The sequence below is a fragment of the Aurantiacibacter sp. MUD61 genome (genome assembly GCF_027912455.1).
Classification (GTDB): Bacteria; Pseudomonadota; Alphaproteobacteria; order Sphingomonadales; family Sphingomonadaceae; genus Alteraurantiacibacter.
In genome coordinates this window covers 1084733-1102770 of record NZ_CP115446.1, presented here as the reverse complement: position 1 = coordinate 1102770, position 18038 = coordinate 1084733, and the positions used below count along the sequence as shown (strand labels likewise).

At 61.2% G+C, this 18038-nt stretch carries 19 protein-coding genes; 10 read left to right on the top strand and 9 right to left on the bottom strand.

Annotated elements, in window-relative coordinates; translation table 11 throughout:
• The first annotated feature begins 2 nt into the window (after positions 1–2).
• From O2N64_RS05260 to O2N64_RS05245, 4 genes are read left to right on the top strand one after another with little or no spacing between them, the layout of a single operon-like run.
• Entirely contained in the window at positions 3–362 is a 360-nt protein-coding gene (locus tag O2N64_RS05260) for a tail fiber domain-containing protein (RefSeq protein WP_271079231.1), read from the top strand.
• Between the two features lie 46 nt (positions 363–408).
• Entirely contained in the window at positions 409–1533 is a 1125-nt protein-coding gene (locus O2N64_RS05255; protein WP_271079230.1) for a methyltransferase domain-containing protein, read from the top strand.
• Entirely contained in the window at positions 1530–2372 is an 843-nt protein-coding gene (locus O2N64_RS05250) for a hypothetical protein (protein ID WP_271079229.1), read from the top strand. Before O2N64_RS05255 ends, O2N64_RS05250 begins: the two co-directional genes overlap by 4 nt.
• On the top strand, positions 2362–2664 hold the full coding sequence (locus tag O2N64_RS05245; protein WP_271079228.1) for a PqqD family peptide modification chaperone: 303 nt from the start codon (positions 2362–2364) through the stop codon (positions 2662–2664). Before O2N64_RS05250 ends, O2N64_RS05245 begins: the two co-directional genes overlap by 11 nt.
• A 6-nt stretch (positions 2665–2670) precedes the next feature.
• On the opposite strand, the gene O2N64_RS05240 is transcribed toward O2N64_RS05245, so the two are convergent.
• Complete coding sequence (locus O2N64_RS05240; RefSeq protein WP_271079227.1) at positions 2671–3846, bottom strand: nucleotidyltransferase family protein; 1176 nt, start codon at positions 3844–3846, stop codon at positions 2671–2673.
• Positions 3847–4051: 205 nt separating this feature from the next.
• Here O2N64_RS05240 and rfbA point away from each other — a divergent pair, with 205 nt between their 5' ends.
• From rfbA to rfbB, 4 genes are read left to right on the top strand one after another with little or no spacing between them, the layout of a single operon-like run.
• Positions 4052–4933 (top strand): glucose-1-phosphate thymidylyltransferase RfbA, encoded by an 882-nt coding sequence (rfbA, locus tag O2N64_RS05235; RefSeq protein ID WP_271079226.1) that lies wholly within the window; start codon positions 4052–4054, stop codon positions 4931–4933.
• Positions 4933–5478, top strand: a complete 546-nt coding sequence (gene rfbC / locus O2N64_RS05230; protein ID WP_271079225.1) for a dTDP-4-dehydrorhamnose 3,5-epimerase — start codon at positions 4933–4935, stop codon at positions 5476–5478. The genes rfbA and rfbC overlap by 1 nt, the downstream gene beginning before the upstream one ends.
• On the top strand, positions 5475–6323 hold the full coding sequence (gene rfbD / locus O2N64_RS05225; protein ID WP_271079224.1) for a dTDP-4-dehydrorhamnose reductase: 849 nt from the start codon (positions 5475–5477) through the stop codon (positions 6321–6323). Before rfbC ends, rfbD begins: the two co-directional genes overlap by 4 nt.
• Positions 6316–7371 carry a dTDP-glucose 4,6-dehydratase gene (gene rfbB / locus O2N64_RS05220; RefSeq protein ID WP_271079223.1) on the top strand — a complete coding sequence of 352 codons (1056 nt, stop codon included), beginning with the start codon at positions 6316–6318 and terminating at the stop codon, positions 7369–7371. Before rfbD ends, rfbB begins: the two co-directional genes overlap by 8 nt.
• Here rfbB and O2N64_RS05215 read toward each other — a convergent pair.
• Positions 7368–8630 (bottom strand): lipopolysaccharide biosynthesis protein, encoded by a 1263-nt coding sequence (locus O2N64_RS05215; protein WP_271079222.1) that lies wholly within the window; start codon positions 8628–8630, stop codon positions 7368–7370. The genes rfbB and O2N64_RS05215 overlap by 4 nt on opposite strands.
• A 141-nt stretch (positions 8631–8771) precedes the next feature.
• Here O2N64_RS05215 and O2N64_RS05210 point away from each other — a divergent pair, with 141 nt between their 5' ends.
• Both O2N64_RS05210 and O2N64_RS05205 read left to right on the top strand, forming a co-directional pair.
• Positions 8772–9908 (top strand): acyltransferase family protein, encoded by a 1137-nt coding sequence (locus O2N64_RS05210; RefSeq protein WP_271079221.1) that lies wholly within the window; start codon positions 8772–8774, stop codon positions 9906–9908.
• On the top strand, positions 9909–10703 hold the full coding sequence (locus O2N64_RS05205) for a class I SAM-dependent methyltransferase (protein WP_271079220.1): 795 nt from the start codon (positions 9909–9911) through the stop codon (positions 10701–10703).
• A 58-nt stretch (positions 10704–10761) separates the two neighbouring features.
• Here O2N64_RS05205 and O2N64_RS05200 read toward each other — a convergent pair whose 3' ends face one another.
• The 7 genes from O2N64_RS05200 to O2N64_RS05170 all read right to left on the bottom strand — a co-directional run bounded on the left by O2N64_RS05200 (position 10762) and on the right by O2N64_RS05170 (position 18009).
• The gene (locus tag O2N64_RS05200; RefSeq protein WP_271079219.1) at positions 10762–12828 is read right to left on the bottom strand and encodes a hypothetical protein; all 2067 of its coding nucleotides are present in this window, start codon (positions 12826–12828) and stop codon (positions 10762–10764) included.
• Positions 12828–13094, bottom strand: a complete 267-nt coding sequence (locus O2N64_RS05195; protein WP_271079218.1) for a spike base protein, RCAP_Rcc01079 family — start codon at positions 13092–13094, stop codon at positions 12828–12830. The genes O2N64_RS05200 and O2N64_RS05195 overlap by 1 nt, the downstream gene beginning before the upstream one ends.
• Before the next feature lie 84 nt (positions 13095–13178).
• Positions 13179–13907, bottom strand: a complete 729-nt coding sequence (locus tag O2N64_RS05190; RefSeq protein ID WP_271079217.1) for a class I SAM-dependent methyltransferase — start codon at positions 13905–13907, stop codon at positions 13179–13181.
• A gap of 10 nt (positions 13908–13917) precedes the next feature.
• Positions 13918–14871 (bottom strand): glycosyltransferase family 2 protein, encoded by a 954-nt coding sequence (locus O2N64_RS05185; RefSeq protein WP_271079216.1) that lies wholly within the window; start codon positions 14869–14871, stop codon positions 13918–13920.
• Positions 14868–15728: a DUF6492 family protein gene (locus O2N64_RS05180; protein WP_271079215.1), complete on the bottom strand. Its 861-nt coding sequence runs from the start codon at positions 15726–15728 to the stop codon at positions 14868–14870. Before O2N64_RS05180 ends, O2N64_RS05185 begins: the two co-directional genes overlap by 4 nt.
• Positions 15728–17083 (bottom strand): hypothetical protein, encoded by a 1356-nt coding sequence (locus O2N64_RS05175; RefSeq protein WP_271079214.1) that lies wholly within the window; start codon positions 17081–17083, stop codon positions 15728–15730. The genes O2N64_RS05180 and O2N64_RS05175 overlap by 1 nt, the downstream gene beginning before the upstream one ends.
• Positions 17080–18009 carry a glycosyltransferase gene (locus O2N64_RS05170; RefSeq protein WP_271079213.1) on the bottom strand — a complete coding sequence of 310 codons (930 nt, stop codon included), beginning with the start codon at positions 18007–18009 and terminating at the stop codon, positions 17080–17082. The genes O2N64_RS05175 and O2N64_RS05170 overlap by 4 nt, the downstream gene beginning before the upstream one ends.
• Between the last annotated feature and the right edge of the window lie 29 nt (positions 18010–18038).

Genomic DNA, 18038 nt, shown 5'->3' with positions numbered 1-18038 from the left:
TCATGCAAAACCACACATCGCAAAAGCCCGCATACGTCCGGCCGGAGTTGAAGGTCTTTGGATCGGTGCGCAATCTTACAGGCGGAAGTCTCGGCTTTCAGGGTGACGGCGGATCGATGACCCGGACAGGTATGTCGGATCCGCGCGCGAAAGAGAACGTAGTCCGGATCGGAACGCATCCAGCAGGGTTCGGCCTCTATCGCTTCGATTACAAGCCGGAATTCCAGGCCGAGCACGGCGCTGGTCGCCAGTTCGGTGTAATGGCCGATGAGGTGGCAACCATCGTGCCCTCTGCCGTCAAGCGCGATGCCAACGGCTATGCCCGCGTCGACTATGCGCAGCTGGGAATTGCCCTCGCCTGATTTCAGGCTTTACGCGCCGATGCTTTGCCGAGACAATGGCTGAGACATGGTCGGCATTCTCGAAGAACATCACGAATATTTATCCGCCGAGCGGCGGCACGAGCTCTATGCGCAGGCCATCGCGAAGGTATTGGCCGAGGGCGCTACCGTAGCTGATCTGGGCTGCGGTTTCGGTGTTCTGGGGTTCCAGTGCCTTGAGGCAGGCGCGGCGCAGGTGCACGGCATCGACCGCACAGACGCGATCGAGATAGCGCGCGAGACCGCCCGGCGAGAAGGGCTGTCCGATCGCTATCACTGCATCCGCGGCAGCAGCTTCCGCACACAGCTGAATGAAAAGGTCGACCTCATCATCTGCGACCATGTCGGCTTTTTTGGCGTGGATTACGGCATCGTCGCGATGCTGGCTGACGCACGAAAGCGAATTCTGAAGCCTGACGGCATTGTGATGCCACGGCGCATTGATTTGAAGATCGCGGGCGTGCGCTCCGAGAAATGCGCGGAACTGGCGGCAGCGTGGTCCACAGCTCCAGTCCCTAGCGAATATAGCTGGCTCGACAGCTATGCCGCCAATTCCAAGCACCGCGTGGAATTGAGTGCGGACGAGCTCTGCAGCCTCCCTGCAGAGCTTGGCACTGTTCCGCTCGACCGGGATTGCCCCGATGTGCTGCGCTTTGAGAGCGAAATCACGATTGAAAGTGAAGGCACCCTTCACGGGATCGCAGGCTGGTTCGATTGCGAATTGGCCGAGGATGTCTGGATGACGAATTCGCCCATCGAGAAACGCAGCATCGCGCGGTCGCAGGCGTTCTTTCCGCTGGCGAAGCCTATCGAGGTCCACACTGGTGAGCGGCTGACAGTCTCATTCCGCATCGATCACGAGCGCCCGATCCTGTCTTGGACAGTCGCGCGACAGGACGGGGAAGATTCGCAGTCCATGTCAACCTGGCGCAGCACGATCCTGTCGCCCGCAGATCTTGCCGGTCCGAGCGGCAGCCCGCTGCGGGCCAATGCGCTCGGTCGTGCGCGAAAGGCGCTGCTCGATCTGATCGATGGCAAACGTAGTGCGCAGGAAATCGAGGCGGCGTTGTTGGCAATCGAACCTCCGCTTTTCCCATCCGAGGCTGGAGTGAAACGCTTCGTTGCCTCCGAGCTGAAATCGGTATCCGAGTGACTCCTGAGCCGTTTTTCGCGACCGAGACTGCTCGCGCGCAGCAGGTGCTCGCGAGCACACCCTATGATCGCTGGCTGACCCCTGCGGGCGATGTCGCGGCCGAATTTCATCGCAGTGATCGCGGCTATCTGCTCCGCTTTCCCGATCAGGCCGACTTCGCCATCGCAGACGGGTTGGAAGCGATCACCTGCTTTCCCACGCCGGACACCGACGAACGGACTATCGCTTCGCTTTATGCCAATTCGGTTCGGCCAGTCGTCGGCAATCACGCGGGCGAGTTCAACCTGCATGGCAGCGCGGTGATGATCGGCGGAAAGGCACTGGCGATCATGGGCTTTTCACGCAGAGGGAAGACGACGCTGGCGGGCGCGCTTGCGAAGGCTGGCCACCCATTCCTGACCGAAGACGTACTGGCGCTCACACCGGATGGCTCGAACTACAGCGTCGCGCCGCAGCGCCCGGTGCTGCGTGTATTTGACGATACTGCGGCCTATCTCTCTGGAGAGGTAGCGTCGGCGCGGGGTGAGAAAAGCGAGCTTGCGGAAAGTGCGGACGTACCGGCAGCGAAGGATGCGGCACCGCTTGGCGCCATTTGTCTGCTTGGACAGGGCGATGTCGAGCAGGTGACCATCAGCCGGTGCGATCCGGCGGTTGCCCTAGCCGAAATCATGCAGCACAGCTTCGTCCTCGATGTGGAAGACCGCGCCCGCCTTTCCGCACATTTCGAGCGGCTCGCCGCGCTGGCCAATGCTGTGCCGTGTCATCACCTTGACTACCCACGCGACTTTGCGCGATTGCCAGCGGTGGTGACAGCGATCGCCGAGCAATTTGGCGGATGACATAATGGCGATTGAGGCAGGCGACACATTTACGCAATCCCGCGATGTCATCGCGCGCGACGTGGGCGGGGAAACGGTGCTGCTCGACCTCGAGAACGGTGTTTATTTCGGCCTCAATTCGGTGGGTGGGCGGATATGGTCCATGCTGGAAGGCCAGAGCCGCTCGATCGCCGAAATCACGCAAATTCTGGTCGAAGAGTACGATATCGACGCCGCGCAGGCCGGGGCGGACGTAATCGCGCTTGCAAATGACCTGCTCGCCAATGGACTGATCAAGCCTGCCGCTGGTTGATGGGCGTTAGCCGCCTTTGCGCCCAATCAGGTTTTTAAGTCCGCTTGCGATGCGGCGTGCATGCAGGACCGGCGCGGGCCAATGCGCGGCATTCGGGAAGCGGCGGGCAAGAGCGTCCTCGGCGGGAAATACATGTCGGCGAAGGAAGGCGAGGCGCGGCGTAACGCCTTCAAGTGCACCCACATCCATCCAGAGGCGCGCGGCAGCCGATCCGCGCGCAAAGTAGCTTTCGACACCCGTCGCATCACGGTCAGCGCCGAGCCGTGTTGCGACACTCTCCGGCAGCGTTGCATCGAAGTGCATCTCGGCTTTGCGCAGCTCTTCGAGGCACAGCTTCCGCATTCCGCGCGCCTCCGCCGCCGCAACAACAGCATCCCAGTCAGCATCGGAGAACCGCTGCATCAAAAGCGCGGTGTCGAGCAGCCATATCAACCGGTCCCGGGCGAACACTGGCGCATCTCCCTGAATGTATCCCGACAGGCCGTGCAGAGCCTGATTGAGCACACCGCGCAGCAGCAGGAGCGGCGGCGCAAGCGTGCGCGCTTCAGCGCAAAGACGCGGAAGCGGGACCGATGTCTCGAAAAGCTCATCATCCCCGAATGTCTTGGCCAAGAAGGGCGTGCCCACACTGCGCCAGTGCAAATCGACGGTATGAACGAACCCCATGCCGGTATCGAACAACCAGCTTTCCTGACCGAAGTAATCGACCTCGTGACGCGTCCAGCCGCTTTCTTGCAAAGTTTCGCGCGCGGCGGCCAGTTGATGTGGCCGGATCAATAGGTCGCTGTCTCCCCGCCTGCGCACGGCCGGTGTCTCGTGCAGCAGATAGGCAGTCGCCGTTCCCTTCATCATCAGGCAGTCGACCTGCTGCGCGCCAAATCGTTCAAGCAATGGCGAAAGCGCGTCTTTGTGTGACGCTTCCCACAGGACCTGAAGCCGCGCTTCCTCGCGAATGCTTTCGACCACTATGTCGGGCCAGCCCGGAAATTCCTGCCCGCTTTCTATCAGCGCGAGAGCGACCCCGTGATAGCGAATGCGGTCTACAGCTGCCGCTTCGCCTGACACCCCTATCCACGCGTCCTGCCAAGCCGGCTGTTGGCCGCGCAGCATCGCAGCGAGCGCGCCGTCCAGCCCCGGCAAATCGGGCGCTTGCTCGGTATTTGCGGCGACGGGCGATTTCACCGTGGAACGGCCTTTCGGATGTGCTCTGCAGAGGGTCTCTATCCCCTCCATCCTTGCAACTTCTGAGAGCCACTGGCCAGAGCACTCTGATCCACAACGCACGCACCCCACCCCATCGGACCGCTAAAGGTTGACGGCACCAGCGATAGCGGCGATGCCGACAGCCATCGCAAACCTATGGCAATGGCGGAAAAGGCCGGATTTCTTGCAACGCAAAGGCATCATTCTGGCAGGCGGCACGGGCACGCGCCTCTACCCGTTGACGCGCGGCCTCTCCAAACAGCTGATGCCGATCTATGATAAGCCGATGATCTATTATCCGCTCAGCACGCTGATGCTGGCGGGTATTCGCGATATCCTGATCATCACGACGCCGGAGGATCAGGAGCAATTCCAGCGCCTGTTGGGCGATGGATCGGGGCTCGGCATTTCGTTGTCTTACGCCGTTCAGCCTCAGCCCGAGGGTTTGGCGCAGGCCTTCCACATCGGGGCGGATTTCCTCGGCGGATCGCCATGCGCGCTCGTTCTGGGAGACAACATCTTTTATGGGCACGGGCTGCAGAAATTGCTCGAAAGCGCCTCCGCTGAAGATACCGGTGCGAGCATCTTTGCCTACCGGGTCAACCATCCCGAAGCCTATGGCGTGGTGGATTTTGACGCAGAGGGCAAAGCGCGATCGATCGAAGAAAAGCCCGCCGCGCCAAAGTCGCCATACGCCGTTACGGGCCTCTATTTCTTCGACGATACGGTGCTCGAGCGCGCGCGCGGCCTCATCCCATCGGCGCGCGGAGAGCTGGAAATTACCGATCTCATCCGGCTTTATCTGGACGACGACGCTCTGTCGGTCGAAATCATGGGCCGCGGGTTTGCGTGGCTGGATACCGGCACCCATGCTTCGCTTCTGGATGCGGCGAGTTACGTGCGGATCACCGAGGAGCGGCAGGGCCTGAAAATCTGCTGTCCCGAAGAAATCGCGTGGCGACAGGGCTTCATCGATGATGCGCAGCTGGAAGCGATTGCCAAGCCTCTAGAGACGTCCGGCTATGGCGAATATCTGCTGCGGCTGCTGGGTGAAGGGGCGCGCTGATGCAGGTGACGCCCTGCGCCATCGACGGCCCACTGATCATTGAGCCGCGCGTCATCAGCGATGATCGCGGGTTTTTCTGCGAAAGCTGGAATGCCGCTGCATTCGCCGAAGCCGGGATCGACGCGCGATTCGTGCAGGACAATCACTCACGCTCTGACAGGGGCGTGCTGCGGGGGCTGCATTTCCAGAATCCGCAGGCGCAGGCGAAGCTCATTCGCGTGGTGAACGGCGCGGTGTTCGACGTGGCGGTCGATTTGCGCCGGAGCTCGCCGACGTTCGGGCAATGGGTGGGGATGGAATTGTCGGCCAGCAACAAGCGAATGCTCTGGCTTCCGCGCGGCTTCGCGCATGGTTTTCTGACGCTCGAGGACGGCACCGATTTCCTCTATAAGTGCGACGCATATTATACACCGCAGCACGAGCATACGCTGGCGTGGGATGATCCGGCCCTCGGCATCGAATGGCCAATGCCAAAAAATGACATCCAGCTGTCTGAGAAAGACCGCAATGGCACAGCGCTCAGCGTGATTGAGACCTTCGCATGAAGGTTCTTGTGACGGGAGCAGCGGGCCAGCTTGGCCGCGCGGTGATCGATCTGGCCCCGCATGCGGCGCAGGTCGTTGGCGTCGATAAGCAGGATTGCGACCTCTCCGATGCCAATGCTGTGCGGGCGATGGTGGCCGATCACGCGCCGGACCTGATCATCAATTGCGCGGCCTATACCGCCGTCGATCAGGCGGAGAGCGAGCCCGAAATGGCGCAGGCGATCAATGCCGATGCTGTTGCAGCACTGGTCGCGGCGCATGCGGGCAGGATCGTGCATGTCTCGACCGATTTCGTATTCGACGGCGCATCAAGCAGGCCATATCGCCCAGAGGATAGCCGTAATCCGCTCTCGGCCTACGGCCGAACCAAGGCGACGGGCGAAGATCATCTGCGCGAGTCCGATCTGCTGATCCGCACAGCTTGGCTCTATGCTGCAGGCGGGCAGAATTTCGTGCGCACCATGCTGCGCCTCATGGCCGAGCAGGACGAGCTGCGCGTCGTCGCCGATCAGATCGGTTGCCCTACCTGGGCACCAGGCCTTGCCAAAACGATCTGGGGTCTTGTCGCGACGGAGGCGAAGGGCACGTATCATCACAGCGATGCGGGCGTTGCGAGCTGGTATGATTTCGCTGTCGCCATTCAGGAAGAAGCGCGCGCGATGGGTCTGTTGCAAAGCAGCATTCCGATCACTCCTATCGCGTCTGCCGACTATCCCACCCCTGCGAAGCGCCCCGCCATCTCTCTTCTCGACAGCAGCAAGACGCGGCAGCTGCTGGAGGATGGCTACACCCATTGGCGCATAAACCTGTGGCACATGCTGCGCGCGGAGAAGCATCTTGGCTAATCTGCTGATCACCGGCGGCGCGGGATTTATCGGCGGCAATTTCGTCCATTACTGGGCCGAAAACCATCCCGATGATGCGCTGATCGTCCTCGACAGCCTGACCTATGCCGGCAACCGGGAAACGATTGCCGGTGTCGTGCAAGCGGAACTGGTGGTCGGCGATATTCGCGATACGGCGCTGGTGGAAAAACTGCTGCGCGAGCGCGGGATTGCAACGCTGGTGCATTTCGCCGCCGAGAGCCATGTCGACCGATCGATCAGCGGGTCGGATCCCTTCATCGAGACCAATGTGCTGGGCACAAACAGCCTGCTGAAAGCGGCGCGCGCGGTCTGGCTGGATGAGGGATCGGGCAAGCCGCACCGCTTCCACCATATTTCGACCGACGAAGTTTACGGCTCGCTCGGGCCGGACGATCCGCCCTTCAGCGAAGCGACACCTTACCAGCCCAACTCCCCTTACTCCGCGTCCAAGGCGGCGTCCGATCACCTGGTGCGTGCCTATCATCAGACCTTCGGGCTGGAAGTGACGACCAGCAATTGCTCGAACAATTACGGGCCGTACCAATATCCCGAAAAGCTGATCCCGCTGTTCCTGCTCAATGCGCTGCACGGCAAGCCGCTGCCGATCTACGGCGACGGGATGAATGTGCGCGACTGGCTGCATGTTCGCGATCATTGCCGTGCGATCGAGGCCTGCCTCACAAACGGCACGGCGGGCGAAACATACAATATCGGCGGCGGGGCAGAGCTTGCGAACATGGCGGTGATCGACCGTATCTGCGCCGAGGTGGACCGGGCCTTCGCGGAGGATGAAAGTCTCGCCTCGCGCTTCCCCGATGCTCCCGCATCGCATGGCCGTTCATCCGCCGAGCTGAAGACCTTCGTGCCCGACCGCAAGGGGCATGATCGGCGCTACGCGATCGACGACAGCAAGGCGCGTACAGAGCTGGGATACCGGGCGGAGCGGGACTTCGACGAGGGAATTCGCGAAACGCTTCGCTGGTATCTGGAGAATGAGGCGTGGTGGCGGGCCGTTAGCGCTCGCTAGACAGCCTCGCCTGCGCCTCGAAGCCGCAATTGCAGCCCCAGCCACAAGACCAGTGAGAGCGCGAAATTCGCAACGAAGGCAACGGCATAGCTTTGCGCCGCCAGCTCGATGGTTAGCTGCGGGCTCAGCTCGATCATCGCAATGGCGGTTAGCAGACCGGCAAGGCGCGGCAGGATCGTCAAATAACCTAGCTGGCGCGACAGGAAGGTGAACAGGAACAGCGCCCCGCCCATGCGCAGCGCTTCACCTGCAAGCAGCCACGGGACTGCACTTGCCCCGCTGCGGAATTCATCGGCGAAGAGCAACGAAATGAGGAACGGGTAGACCGGCTGGAGAAGCCAGATCACGAATATTCCCAAGAGGGGCAAAGCGAGTGCCGCGCCGAGCAGCAAAGCGTATCTGCGAGACAAGGCGCGCTCATGCGATTGGTCCCATCGCACGATGGTAATGCCGGCGATGGCGTTGAAAATGCTCGCCGCCAGCAGCACGAAAAGGAACCCCGGCTGCAGCAAGCCTATTGCAACCTCGCCAAGCTGTAGACCAACGGCAGAGCGCAGATAGAGCGAGGTCAGCGGATCAAGCAGCAGGCCGATCGATACCGGTAGAGCGATTTGGAGAACGGGGCCTTTGGCGGGGAGAGCGCGGATTGCGGCGCGTTCGATGAGCGCAGGCAGGCGGCTGCGCGCTGCGATCAATCCGCAAATGGCCACACACAGCGGTGAGAGCATCACAAAGAGCAATGGCTCGGTCGCGCCCAGCGATAGGAGAATTGCGGTGAGCACCAGATTGGCCGCAGCGCCAGCGAGTGTCGCCAGCGCCATCCTTCGTGCCAGCCCCAGGCCGAGGAACAGTCCGGCGAGGATGCGCCAGCCCGTCGCTCCGGCAATCGCCACCACCACACCCAGCGCCAGCAGTCCGAAGTTCAGCGTCTGCGGAACGACCCAGGCTAGCGCCACGCCAACCGCAGGCATTGCGATCGCCGCGATAAGAAGCGCAATTCCAAGTGCAGTCGAGAAAATCTCCCGCTGGGTGAAAGCCGGTCGCTTGCGCGCCAATTCGCGGTTCAATGCATCGCTGACTCCGCCGCCTGCGACCGTCGCAGTCGTTTCGACGAGATTGTTGACCAGAGCGATCCAACCGACCCCGGCAGGGCCCAGCGCGAGAGCCAGCAGCTTGTTGCGGATCAGCTGGAACAGCAGATTGCCGAGCGTCCCGCCTACCATTTGCGAACTGCGAGCAAGGGCCTGCCGAAGAGCCATCAAAGTTATCGTCCCTGCTCAGCCTGGCGAAATCTGCGCATCGCGCAGCGGTGGGGCTTTCAGCCGATAGCAGATCGGGCCTAGGGTGTAAGGCGCATTCGCAAAGCTGGCCTGAAAGAGCGCGTCGCCAATATGTCGCCCATGCAAAGCACAATCTCTGCCCGATCGGTGCTAGCCAGCGCGCCGACGTTCAAGGACGCTTATGCTGCGCATGGAGACCGGGCACCGGGCTTCGACACGCTACGCCTGATCGCCGCAAGCGCAGTCGTCCTGCATCACGCCGGCGCGCTGAGCCACGACATTGTGCGCGATGATGTGATCTACGCATTCTCCGAGCGATACACCCATCTTGGCCTGCTCGCGGTGTCGGTATTCTTCGCTTTAAGCGGCTTTTTGGTGACGCCGGGGCTGCTGAAAAGCGGCAGCGTGCTCGATTACCTAAGCCGACGGTTTATGCGCATCATGCCGCTGTTGGCGACTGTCGTTTTGCTCACGATATTTGTGGTCGGGCCGCTGCTCACCAGCCTGCCGCTCGAGCGATATTTCACCGCGCAAGAGACGTGGGCCTACCTCCGCAATATCACCACGCTGCTGAGCCTCACGCTGCCTGGGGTCACCAGCTACGATGGCGGCAGTGCGATAAACTCACCGCTCTGGTCGCTGCATTTCGAATGGCTCTGTTACGGCATCCTCGCCGCCGGCTCGTTTACCGGAATGCTTCGCTATCGCTGGGCTTTTGCGCTGCTCTACGTGTCGGCAATCGCTGCGCTGACCGGCATCTTCGGCCCATCTCCGGACGCGGCGCAGAACGCCTGGACCTATCTGCTCCTGTACCTTTTCGCCTATTTCGGGAGCGGGGTGCTGATCTTCCTTTTCAGAGACATCATCCGCTGGTCACTTACGCTGATGGTCGTCGCGCTGGTCGCCCTGCTCTTGTCTCTATGGAGCGGCGTGGGCGGGATCATCGCGCCGTTCCTTGTTACCTATCTGGTGGTCGGCTGCGGTCTCATTCGCTTCCCTTGGGGAGGCGTCCTGGCGAAGGTGGATTTGTCCTATGGAGTCTATCTGACGCATAGCGTGATGCTTACGCTGCTGGTCCACTACACCGGTTTGCAATCATGGCTGGGCCTGTTCGGGGCAGGGCTTGCGCTATCCATGCTGGCGGCATGGCTCAGCTGGAGGTTGATCGAGCGCCCTGCCCTGCGCCACAAGCATTGGCCTGCAGATATGGTGCGGCGTGTATTCGGCATCGCGAAACCTGAGGAAAGGAGGGCCTGAATGCGTTTCAAGAAAGCCATCGGCCGCGCGCTTCCCTACCCTCTGATCGAGAATGTGCGGCGATGGCTCTACGCAGGCTCCCGAAAGTGTCCGGTATGTCAGAACAGCGTGCGGCGCTTTCTCGATTATGGCTATGGCTTCGACGTGCTTGAGCGGCTCGAAGTTGTCGGCGGACGACGACGGGAGGCCGATGTCTGCCCGGTGTGCCATTCTTCCGCGCGTGAGCGGCTGATCTGGTTGTGGCTTTCGAAGAATGGCGAGGGGTTTCGCTTTCCGCACAGCATCCGCATCGCCCACTTCGCACCCGAGAAGGGGCTATCGCGGCGTCTCTCCCAAGCTGCTCCGGCAGGCTATACTGCCTATGACCTCGACCCGGCGCGTTATCGGCACACCGCCAATGTGCAGCGCGCGGATTTGAGTTCGTTGCCTATGGAGGACGGCTCGGTCGATTTGCTGGTCTGCAACCATGTGCTGGAACACGTCCCCGATGTTGCACAGGCGCTCGGCGAAATCACACGCGTCATGGCCGATGGCGCGACCGCGATCCTGCAGGTCCCCATCGCTATGGCGCTCGGTCAGGCCATCGAACTGTCACCCGATAGCACAGCCAAAGAGCGCGAGGAGAAGCTGGGTCAGGACGATCACCTGCGATTGTTCGACTTGGGCGGATATCTCGAGACCCTGAAATCCGCCGGACTAGAAGTGCTGCAATACAGCGCATTTGCCGATGACGCTGATGCCGCACGCGCGTGGCAACTCGATCCGGCGGAAATTCTGTTCGTCTGCACCAAGTGAGGCTCGCGCTGAGGCGACGGGCGAGTTCAAACCGTCACCCGCCGCCCCATGGCTGCTTCTAAGCAAGCGCGCCTTTCGCCGCCATCGCGCCTCGTTTCTTGCCGCGCAGATCATACGGAAGGCTCGGCGTCGCCGGTATGCCGAGAAGGTCACCGGCCGGAGCGAAAACCCCGCTCGCATGGTCGGCAAAGAGGCTCGCCGCATCCCCGCTTTTCGCTTCGCCCAGATCGCCCGTGCCAATCGCGCCGGCGTGCAGATGGTTGTCGGAAATCGTCACAGCCGAATTCGGCCCACCGATATCCCATTGCAGATCGGCGAGCGCATTGTTCGCCACCAGGCAATAGGCGTCCGGATCATAGCCCCGGATCGATGCGCCGCCCGTCCGCAGCCACAATTGCTGCCGCGGATAGGAATTGTGCGCGAAGATCACATGGCTGTGGGCTTTGGAGAACTGGCTGCGCAGCGTCACACCGCCCGGATTGTCCAGGGTCGCTCCCGCGGTATCGAGCGCATTGTTGGCGATCAGCCAGTCACGCGTTTCATTGCCGCCCACCATCAACATTTGCGCATCCACTCCAATCCCGGAATTGCCGTAGACGATCACGTTCTCGGTCAGGTTGAAGGCATCTTTCTGATAGAAATCGGTGTGTAGGTCGAAAGCGGTGTAGAGCTGCAGTGGCGCAGACTTCGCAGCGAGATCGGTGAACGCGCCATAGCCCGCGCTGCCATCGGTCAGCAGCACGGCATAGCGCGAATTGTCAGTCAGCATCGCCGACCACCCGGCCTGCGCGCTGAGCCAGTCGACCACGTTCTGAACCGAGTAATTGGTGTCTGTCAGAAACGCAGCCTCGCTTCCCTGGAGGGTCAGAGACGCTATGGCCGCGCCATCCTCCTTGATCGTCAGCGTACGGCTGCCCGCGCCATTGATGCCCGAAAGCGAAACCGTGGCACTCGCGGCAGTGCCGTTATACTGCAACTGCAGCGCGGGGACCGGCGTGCGATATGCCTCGGACGACCAGCCCTCAACTGTGCAGCCGATTACGCAGGCCGCGCCGTAGGCCACATCGTGGAAGCCATCGCGAAAGGTGCAGCCGCGGTAGAGGCTCGCCGCCATCGCCGGGTCCTGCATATTATGAATGTCGCATTCGAGAAACCACGGCGATCCGCGCACCGACCACGCGACACCGCCTCCGGGGAGAGCTTTGCGTATCAGCGCATCGGGTGCGAGCGAGCGGGTGAAGCGAACGCCTTCGAAAACATGACTGCGACCGGCGGCGAAGGGGCTGCTGACCTGCGATTCGTGATAGAGCTCGCTCACATAGGCGAAATCGAAAGTGAAACCGCGGCCGCGAAACCATAGCCCGTCAAAGCGCGGGCGCATCTGCATCGCGGCATCACTGGTGTAGCCCGGCTTCGCAAATTCGACCGAGACCCCGTCGGCGCAGGCAAAGGTAAGATAGCCCGCTCCGCTGTAATTGGGTACGCCACCTGCAATGTCATAGCTGCCCGAACGGGTGAAGGTGCAGAGCGGGTTTTGCGCATTGGCTGCTTTAGCTGCCTGCACTGCGTCAAAAACATTTGCGTAATCGCCGCTGCCGTCGATCGCGATCGTCGCGCTCCAATCATGCAAGATATCTGACGGGCTGAACTGCAATGGCCCGATCACGCGGCTCTGCATCGTCGGATCCTGCGGCACGGCCTCGAAATAGACATGCGCATGACCCGCTGTGTTCGCTGGCTTGTTGAGCTTCGCCCACCAGCCGAGCACTTGATACGTCGTTCCGTCATAACGCTCGAAACTCTGGAAACTTGGAGCGGTGATATCGAAGTTTTCGCCTTCGTAATGGATCACCACTTTCTGCAGTCCGAGATTGTCCAGCAATTTCCCCTGATTGTTGGCCGCCGCCATGACGCCCACCATCAGACTGTCAGTGAAATACTGGTTGGGCGGCACGAGCGAACGCATGACGGGCTTTGCGGTGGTGCGGACAGGATCTGCGGGCGCAGTCGCAAAGCCGCTACCCGCGAGGCCAGTCCACGCGGCGGAGGGCTCCAGCTCAGGAAGCTTCGCTCCGCTGCCGGGACGACGCTGGCGCGCACCGAAGCCAAACCCAAAACCTGCCATCAGGCGAGGCCCACGATCGCGTCGGCTGTCGTGCCGCTGGCAAGGATCTGCTGCACTCGCACGTCGATAATCGCGCCATCGGGCACATTGCGGAACAGCACCGGCTGGTCGCCGCGCAGGCTCAGTACATTCACGTCACCGCCGACGCCGATGTAGATGCCCTTGGTCGCCATCGGCAGGTCGAGCGTGTCCGACGGCGTGATGGCAAAGCAGCTTTGCGCAGGGGCAATCGGGCTGTCGGCGGTGTTGTCGAATTCATCAATCACGGCAAAATCCTCTTCTTAGAATCAAGAAGAGGCGGGCCTATTGATGCTGCCAAACTGTAGGAAAATGGTTTCTGGCCCGGGCGCCTATAGCGGCTCGTAAAGCGTGGTCAGCAGCACCTGGCCATTGTGCGTAGCGCGGCACAGCACACGCGAAGAGCGATGTTCGAAATTGAAAGGCGGCGCTGCCAGATCGACCCCGGAGCCCGTCGAAAGACGCACGTCGAAGCCCGCGGGCTTGTCGTGATTGGGCTCGAACTCACCATCAGGCACATCTTCGGTGGCGATGATGGCGCGGTAGCGTTTCAGCTTCGGAAGGGTGGCTGCAATATCGCCATTGGAAAGGTGCTGGAAAACCTGCCGCACCAGCAGAACTTGCGCTTCAGGCAGCGGATCTGTGACGAGGTCGAGCGTGCGGAAATCCACATCGCAATCGGCGAATTGCTTGCGATTGCGCTCAACCAGTTCGGGCACGATATCGCAGGCGATGTAGCGATCGCAGTAGGGGCGCAATTGCACGCCGACGGCAAAATCGCCGCAACCAAGATCGCAGACATCGGGCTTCGTCGGCAGCGATTGCAGATAGTCGCTCACGGCGGTCACATAGGGCTCGACCACAGCGGCGCGATGACTGCCCCAGCCGGAATGAAATTTCTCTCCCGATCCACCCCACATCTTCTCCCGATAGACGGCAGAGAATATTTCGGCGCGGCTGCCCGCAGCCTTAAGTGTTGCGCGGCGTCGGGCATCGCGTTTCGCCTTGAGCCAATTGAAAAGAGGTTTCGGAAGCCAGTTCTTGGCGAGGCTGGTCATCATGCCCATCGGTCTAACTTCGCGCCTGCTTGCGGGGGTCTGCGCCCGGTGCATTGAAGCCCGCCATCCAGCTTTGGGGTTTGAGCGCTGGCTTGGCAAAGGCCTGTTTCATCGCTGGATAGCGCCCTCCGCGCCAGGAAAGCAGCGCGGCATAGAGGTAGCGCGTAGCCGCAGAAAGCCAGATGAGGATGATGGCGAGCCAAGCCTTTGCTCGCCCAAAATGCTTATGCGCGTAATGGGCATTCGCCACGACCTGATAGAAGATGCGATCGGGTGCGAGCGGTGTGCCGCTGCCGACATCGTGAAATACGCGGCTTTCAGGGACAAGTGCAGCCTTGTACCCGCCCGATTGCATGCGTTTGAACAGGTCGAATTCCTCGCAATAGAGAAAGAAGCTTTCGTCAAAACCGGCAAGTTCCAGCCACAGGTCGCGCCGCATCAGGAAGAAACCTCCGCATAGCGTTTCCACTTCCGCATATCCGGGTGAGCCTGTGTCTGCATGGTCCGCCAAGCGGGACTGCACACCAAGAAAACGACGCAGCATCGAACGCAGGCTTGGTAGGCGGGCATGGGTGATGCTCAAGGCCTCGCCCTCGGCATCGACATTGAGTCCGCCCACCGCCCCGAACTTTGGATTCTCTTCGGCGAAGTCCACCAGCCTGGCGATACTTTCCGGTTCCAGCACGGTATCGGGATTGAGGTTCAGCAGCCATTCTCCTTGCGCGTGATCGGCCAGACGGTTCACTCCCGCTGCAAAGCCGATATTGCCCGCGGGAGGCAGCACGCGCACCTCCGGGAATTCCCGCCGGACCAGATCCTCGGATTCATCGCTGCCGTTGTTGAGGAAGAGAATTTCGAAGCTGTACGGGCCCACCGCAGCCGCGACTGACTGCAGGCACGCTGACAGATAAGGCCGCGAGTTGTAGCCGAGCACAAGCACGCTGACTTTGGGAGCCCGGCCCGTCATGATGGCCTGAATCGCGCGAGCAATTCGGCGCGCCTTACCTCGGTCAATCCGAGGTTCGACTGGATCAGGACGCCCGCGTGGTGCGGCGCCAGCTCTGCGACGAAGGCGGCCACCCCTTCTTCGGTCTTGAGATCATAATGCCACGAACAATGGCACAGCTCTTTCTGCGTCGCCGCGATCAGATCGGTGTGCAGCCCGGAGACGTGCTGACAGAAGATTCCGTAAGTGATGTATTCCGAGAAGCGGAAATTCGCGATCAGCGCATCGTGCCATTTGCGGCCCGTCGATGCCTCGATCCGCGCAATCATCGCGCGCACGACCTGCGGGCTCCAGATCACAGCGGTCGAGATGTAATCGCTGCCGGTATAGCCTGTTTCGGGAAGGCCCAGAGCGCGCGAGGCGACATCGTGCCATTTGGCAAATTCCGGACCGTCCGCCTGGCCTGGACGAAGATAAAGCCGGACGCGGTCGCCTTCGAAAACGTCACCGTCCTCCACAGCGCGTAGGAAAACCATATCGCTATCGACCAGCAAGATTGCATCGTGATCAAGCTCGCTGGCGTAAGCGATTTTGACGAGCTGCTGGTAGGTCCAGCCGCGCGCAATGTAGAACGGCCAGCGCCACCACAACCGCCGTGCGCCGATAGTGAATTGGTGAAATTGTGGCAGCAGAGTTGAAGCGTCGATGATGAGGCGATTTGGCCCGGCGGAGCGCCCAAACAGATCGAGGTCGGACGGGTCGACAAGCACGTGATGCTCCATCTCAGGCATGGTCTCATCCATGCTTTGGCAAAGCTGCTCGAACAGGTCGATGTCACCGCGATAGGTCACGGTAACCACACACACGCGCCGTTTCATCACGATATCCTGTCGGCCATCGGCGGGTCGAAGGCGGGACGTAGTTTGGGCCTCTTCACGCGGCGCGCGCGATGGGTTCGATCCATGCCAAGGCTCACCGCCATGCCGCAGAGCAGCAGCAACCAGCAGGTCATGTTTTCCCAGATGAACACCGTGAATCCGGCGACGATCATGCTCGCGATAGCAATGGCAAAAGCAGAGGCCACATCGCGTTCATAGCGCGAGCGTCCGCGGGACTGGCGCAGGGTAATTGCTATCGCGCCCACCATTAGCACCATGATCATGGCTGGCAGCGGCATGCCATAGCGGGTCGCCAAAAGCAGCCAGTAGGAATCGATCGATTCGACCATCCAGGGCAATCGCTCCCAATCCCTGAGGCCAATGCCGAACAGCGGATGCGAAAGCGCCTCTGCGCCTGCATATTCCCAGATCAAACGGCGATAGAAGGCTGACCCGCTATCGAGCGTAAAATTTCGCAGGAGGAAGTTGAGCAGGCCGTTGCCCGAGGCAAGTTCGATGAAAAGCGCGATCGCCGATGCACCGAATGTCGCCAGCGGCCAGACCGGCAAACGCGTTTCCCGCTTTAGCCAGTTAAGCGTGATTGCCGCCGCGGAGATCGCCGCCGCGATGACAGCGGCACTGCTGACGGTGAAGACCGCGCAAAAGGCGATGCCGAGACCGAGCGCGCGGTAAGCCGGCCTGCGAAAAACATACCAGGCAAATGGCAGGATGGTTGCCATAAACAGGCCAGCGAGGATCGGATGCGGGAACGGGCCGATGGCGCGGAGCAGGCCAAATCTCTCTCGCTCATAGAGCACGGGCGGCGCCTGCCCGGTGATCTGGGCGGCGAGCGGCCGCAAGATCATCTGCCCGCTTATCGCCTCGGCTGCGAGGATGAGCGCGATCACCGCTAGCCCCGGTATAATTGCGCGGAAGAATTTGCCGACATCGCGGTAATGCCTGATCGACGCGCGTCCCAGCAGGTAGGACAGCGGATAATCGATACCTTGCGAGCCGCCCACGATGAAAACGTCGCGCATCGTGGCCGTATTGGCGAGCGCGATGGGAAACCACAGCGCAGCGAGCACGACGACGGCATCGAAGGGGCGCACCCTGACGGCTCCGGACTGGAAGCTCTGCACGATAAAAGGCAGGCTCAGCACCAGCATCAGGCGATAGGGTGGCAGATTGGCGCCCGCGATCGACACGGTGAATTCCCGCGGCAGCAGACAGGCGTACCCTGCGATGATCAGGAAATAGAGATATTTGGGGAGGCCCTCGCGGCGCCTCACCTTGGGCCGGGCTGTCTGGCGATCGCGGAAACCGGACACATGCGAGGTAGCAAGAGGGTTCATGCCGTCGTCTGCCGCGCTTTGGTGTCTCGCACCCATTGGGGCGATTTTCCGCGCAATTTGTTCCAGCGATAGCGCGTCAATACCGCGGCTTTGAGGCCAAGATAGATCACCACATCGAAGATGCTTGCGCCGTCCGCCAAAGCCGCCCGCAAATCTCTGGGGCGGTTAATCCGGCCATTGTGCGGGCTCGGGTAAAGTACGCGCACCTGCTCGCTGCCGATCCTGCGTCTCGCTTCGATACGCACCAGGTCAGCGGCCGTCCTCGGCGGTGTTACGATGAAATACGCCTCTGCGCCGTTCTCGTCTTGCGCCACATTGCGACGCTCATCGTAAGAGAAGCGCGTGCGCACCCAGGTATCATCGGCAAAGGTCGGCGGTATTGTCCCGATCCGCTCCAGCCCTTCGGCAGATAGACCAAAGAGGCCCGATCCGACGAGGCGATCCTGCACGTAAGGCTGGGTGCGCCAGACGCGATAATAGGCCCGCACCCTTCTGTCACAACCGCGCAGGTCCATTTTCAACCGCGGCGATGCGGCCATTACGCCCGGCTCCCGCAAGACTTTCGCGGTGGCCAGCAGCGATCGGTAGTCGCACTGCACATCGGCATCGAGAAAGAACCGCGGCGTGACTGTCGCATGCGTATTCGCCGCATTCATCGCGATCACTTTCGATCCCGCAGGCAGATCGAGGACCGTCGCGCTCGGCGCTGTTTCGCGGGCGATCTCGACCGTGCGATCGGTGCAGCCATTTGCCGCCACGATGATCTCGGGAAGATCTTGCGCCGCGACACCATTGATGATCGCATTCAGGCAACGGGCAATCACTGGCTCCTCATTATGGGCAGGGATCACAACGGAGAATGGCGGGCTCACGGTGTCTGCCGCGCCCTCGCTTTGCCCCGCTGGTTCTGTGTCGCCTGTGCTCATTACGGGCATCCGCCTGACCTTCCGGTCAC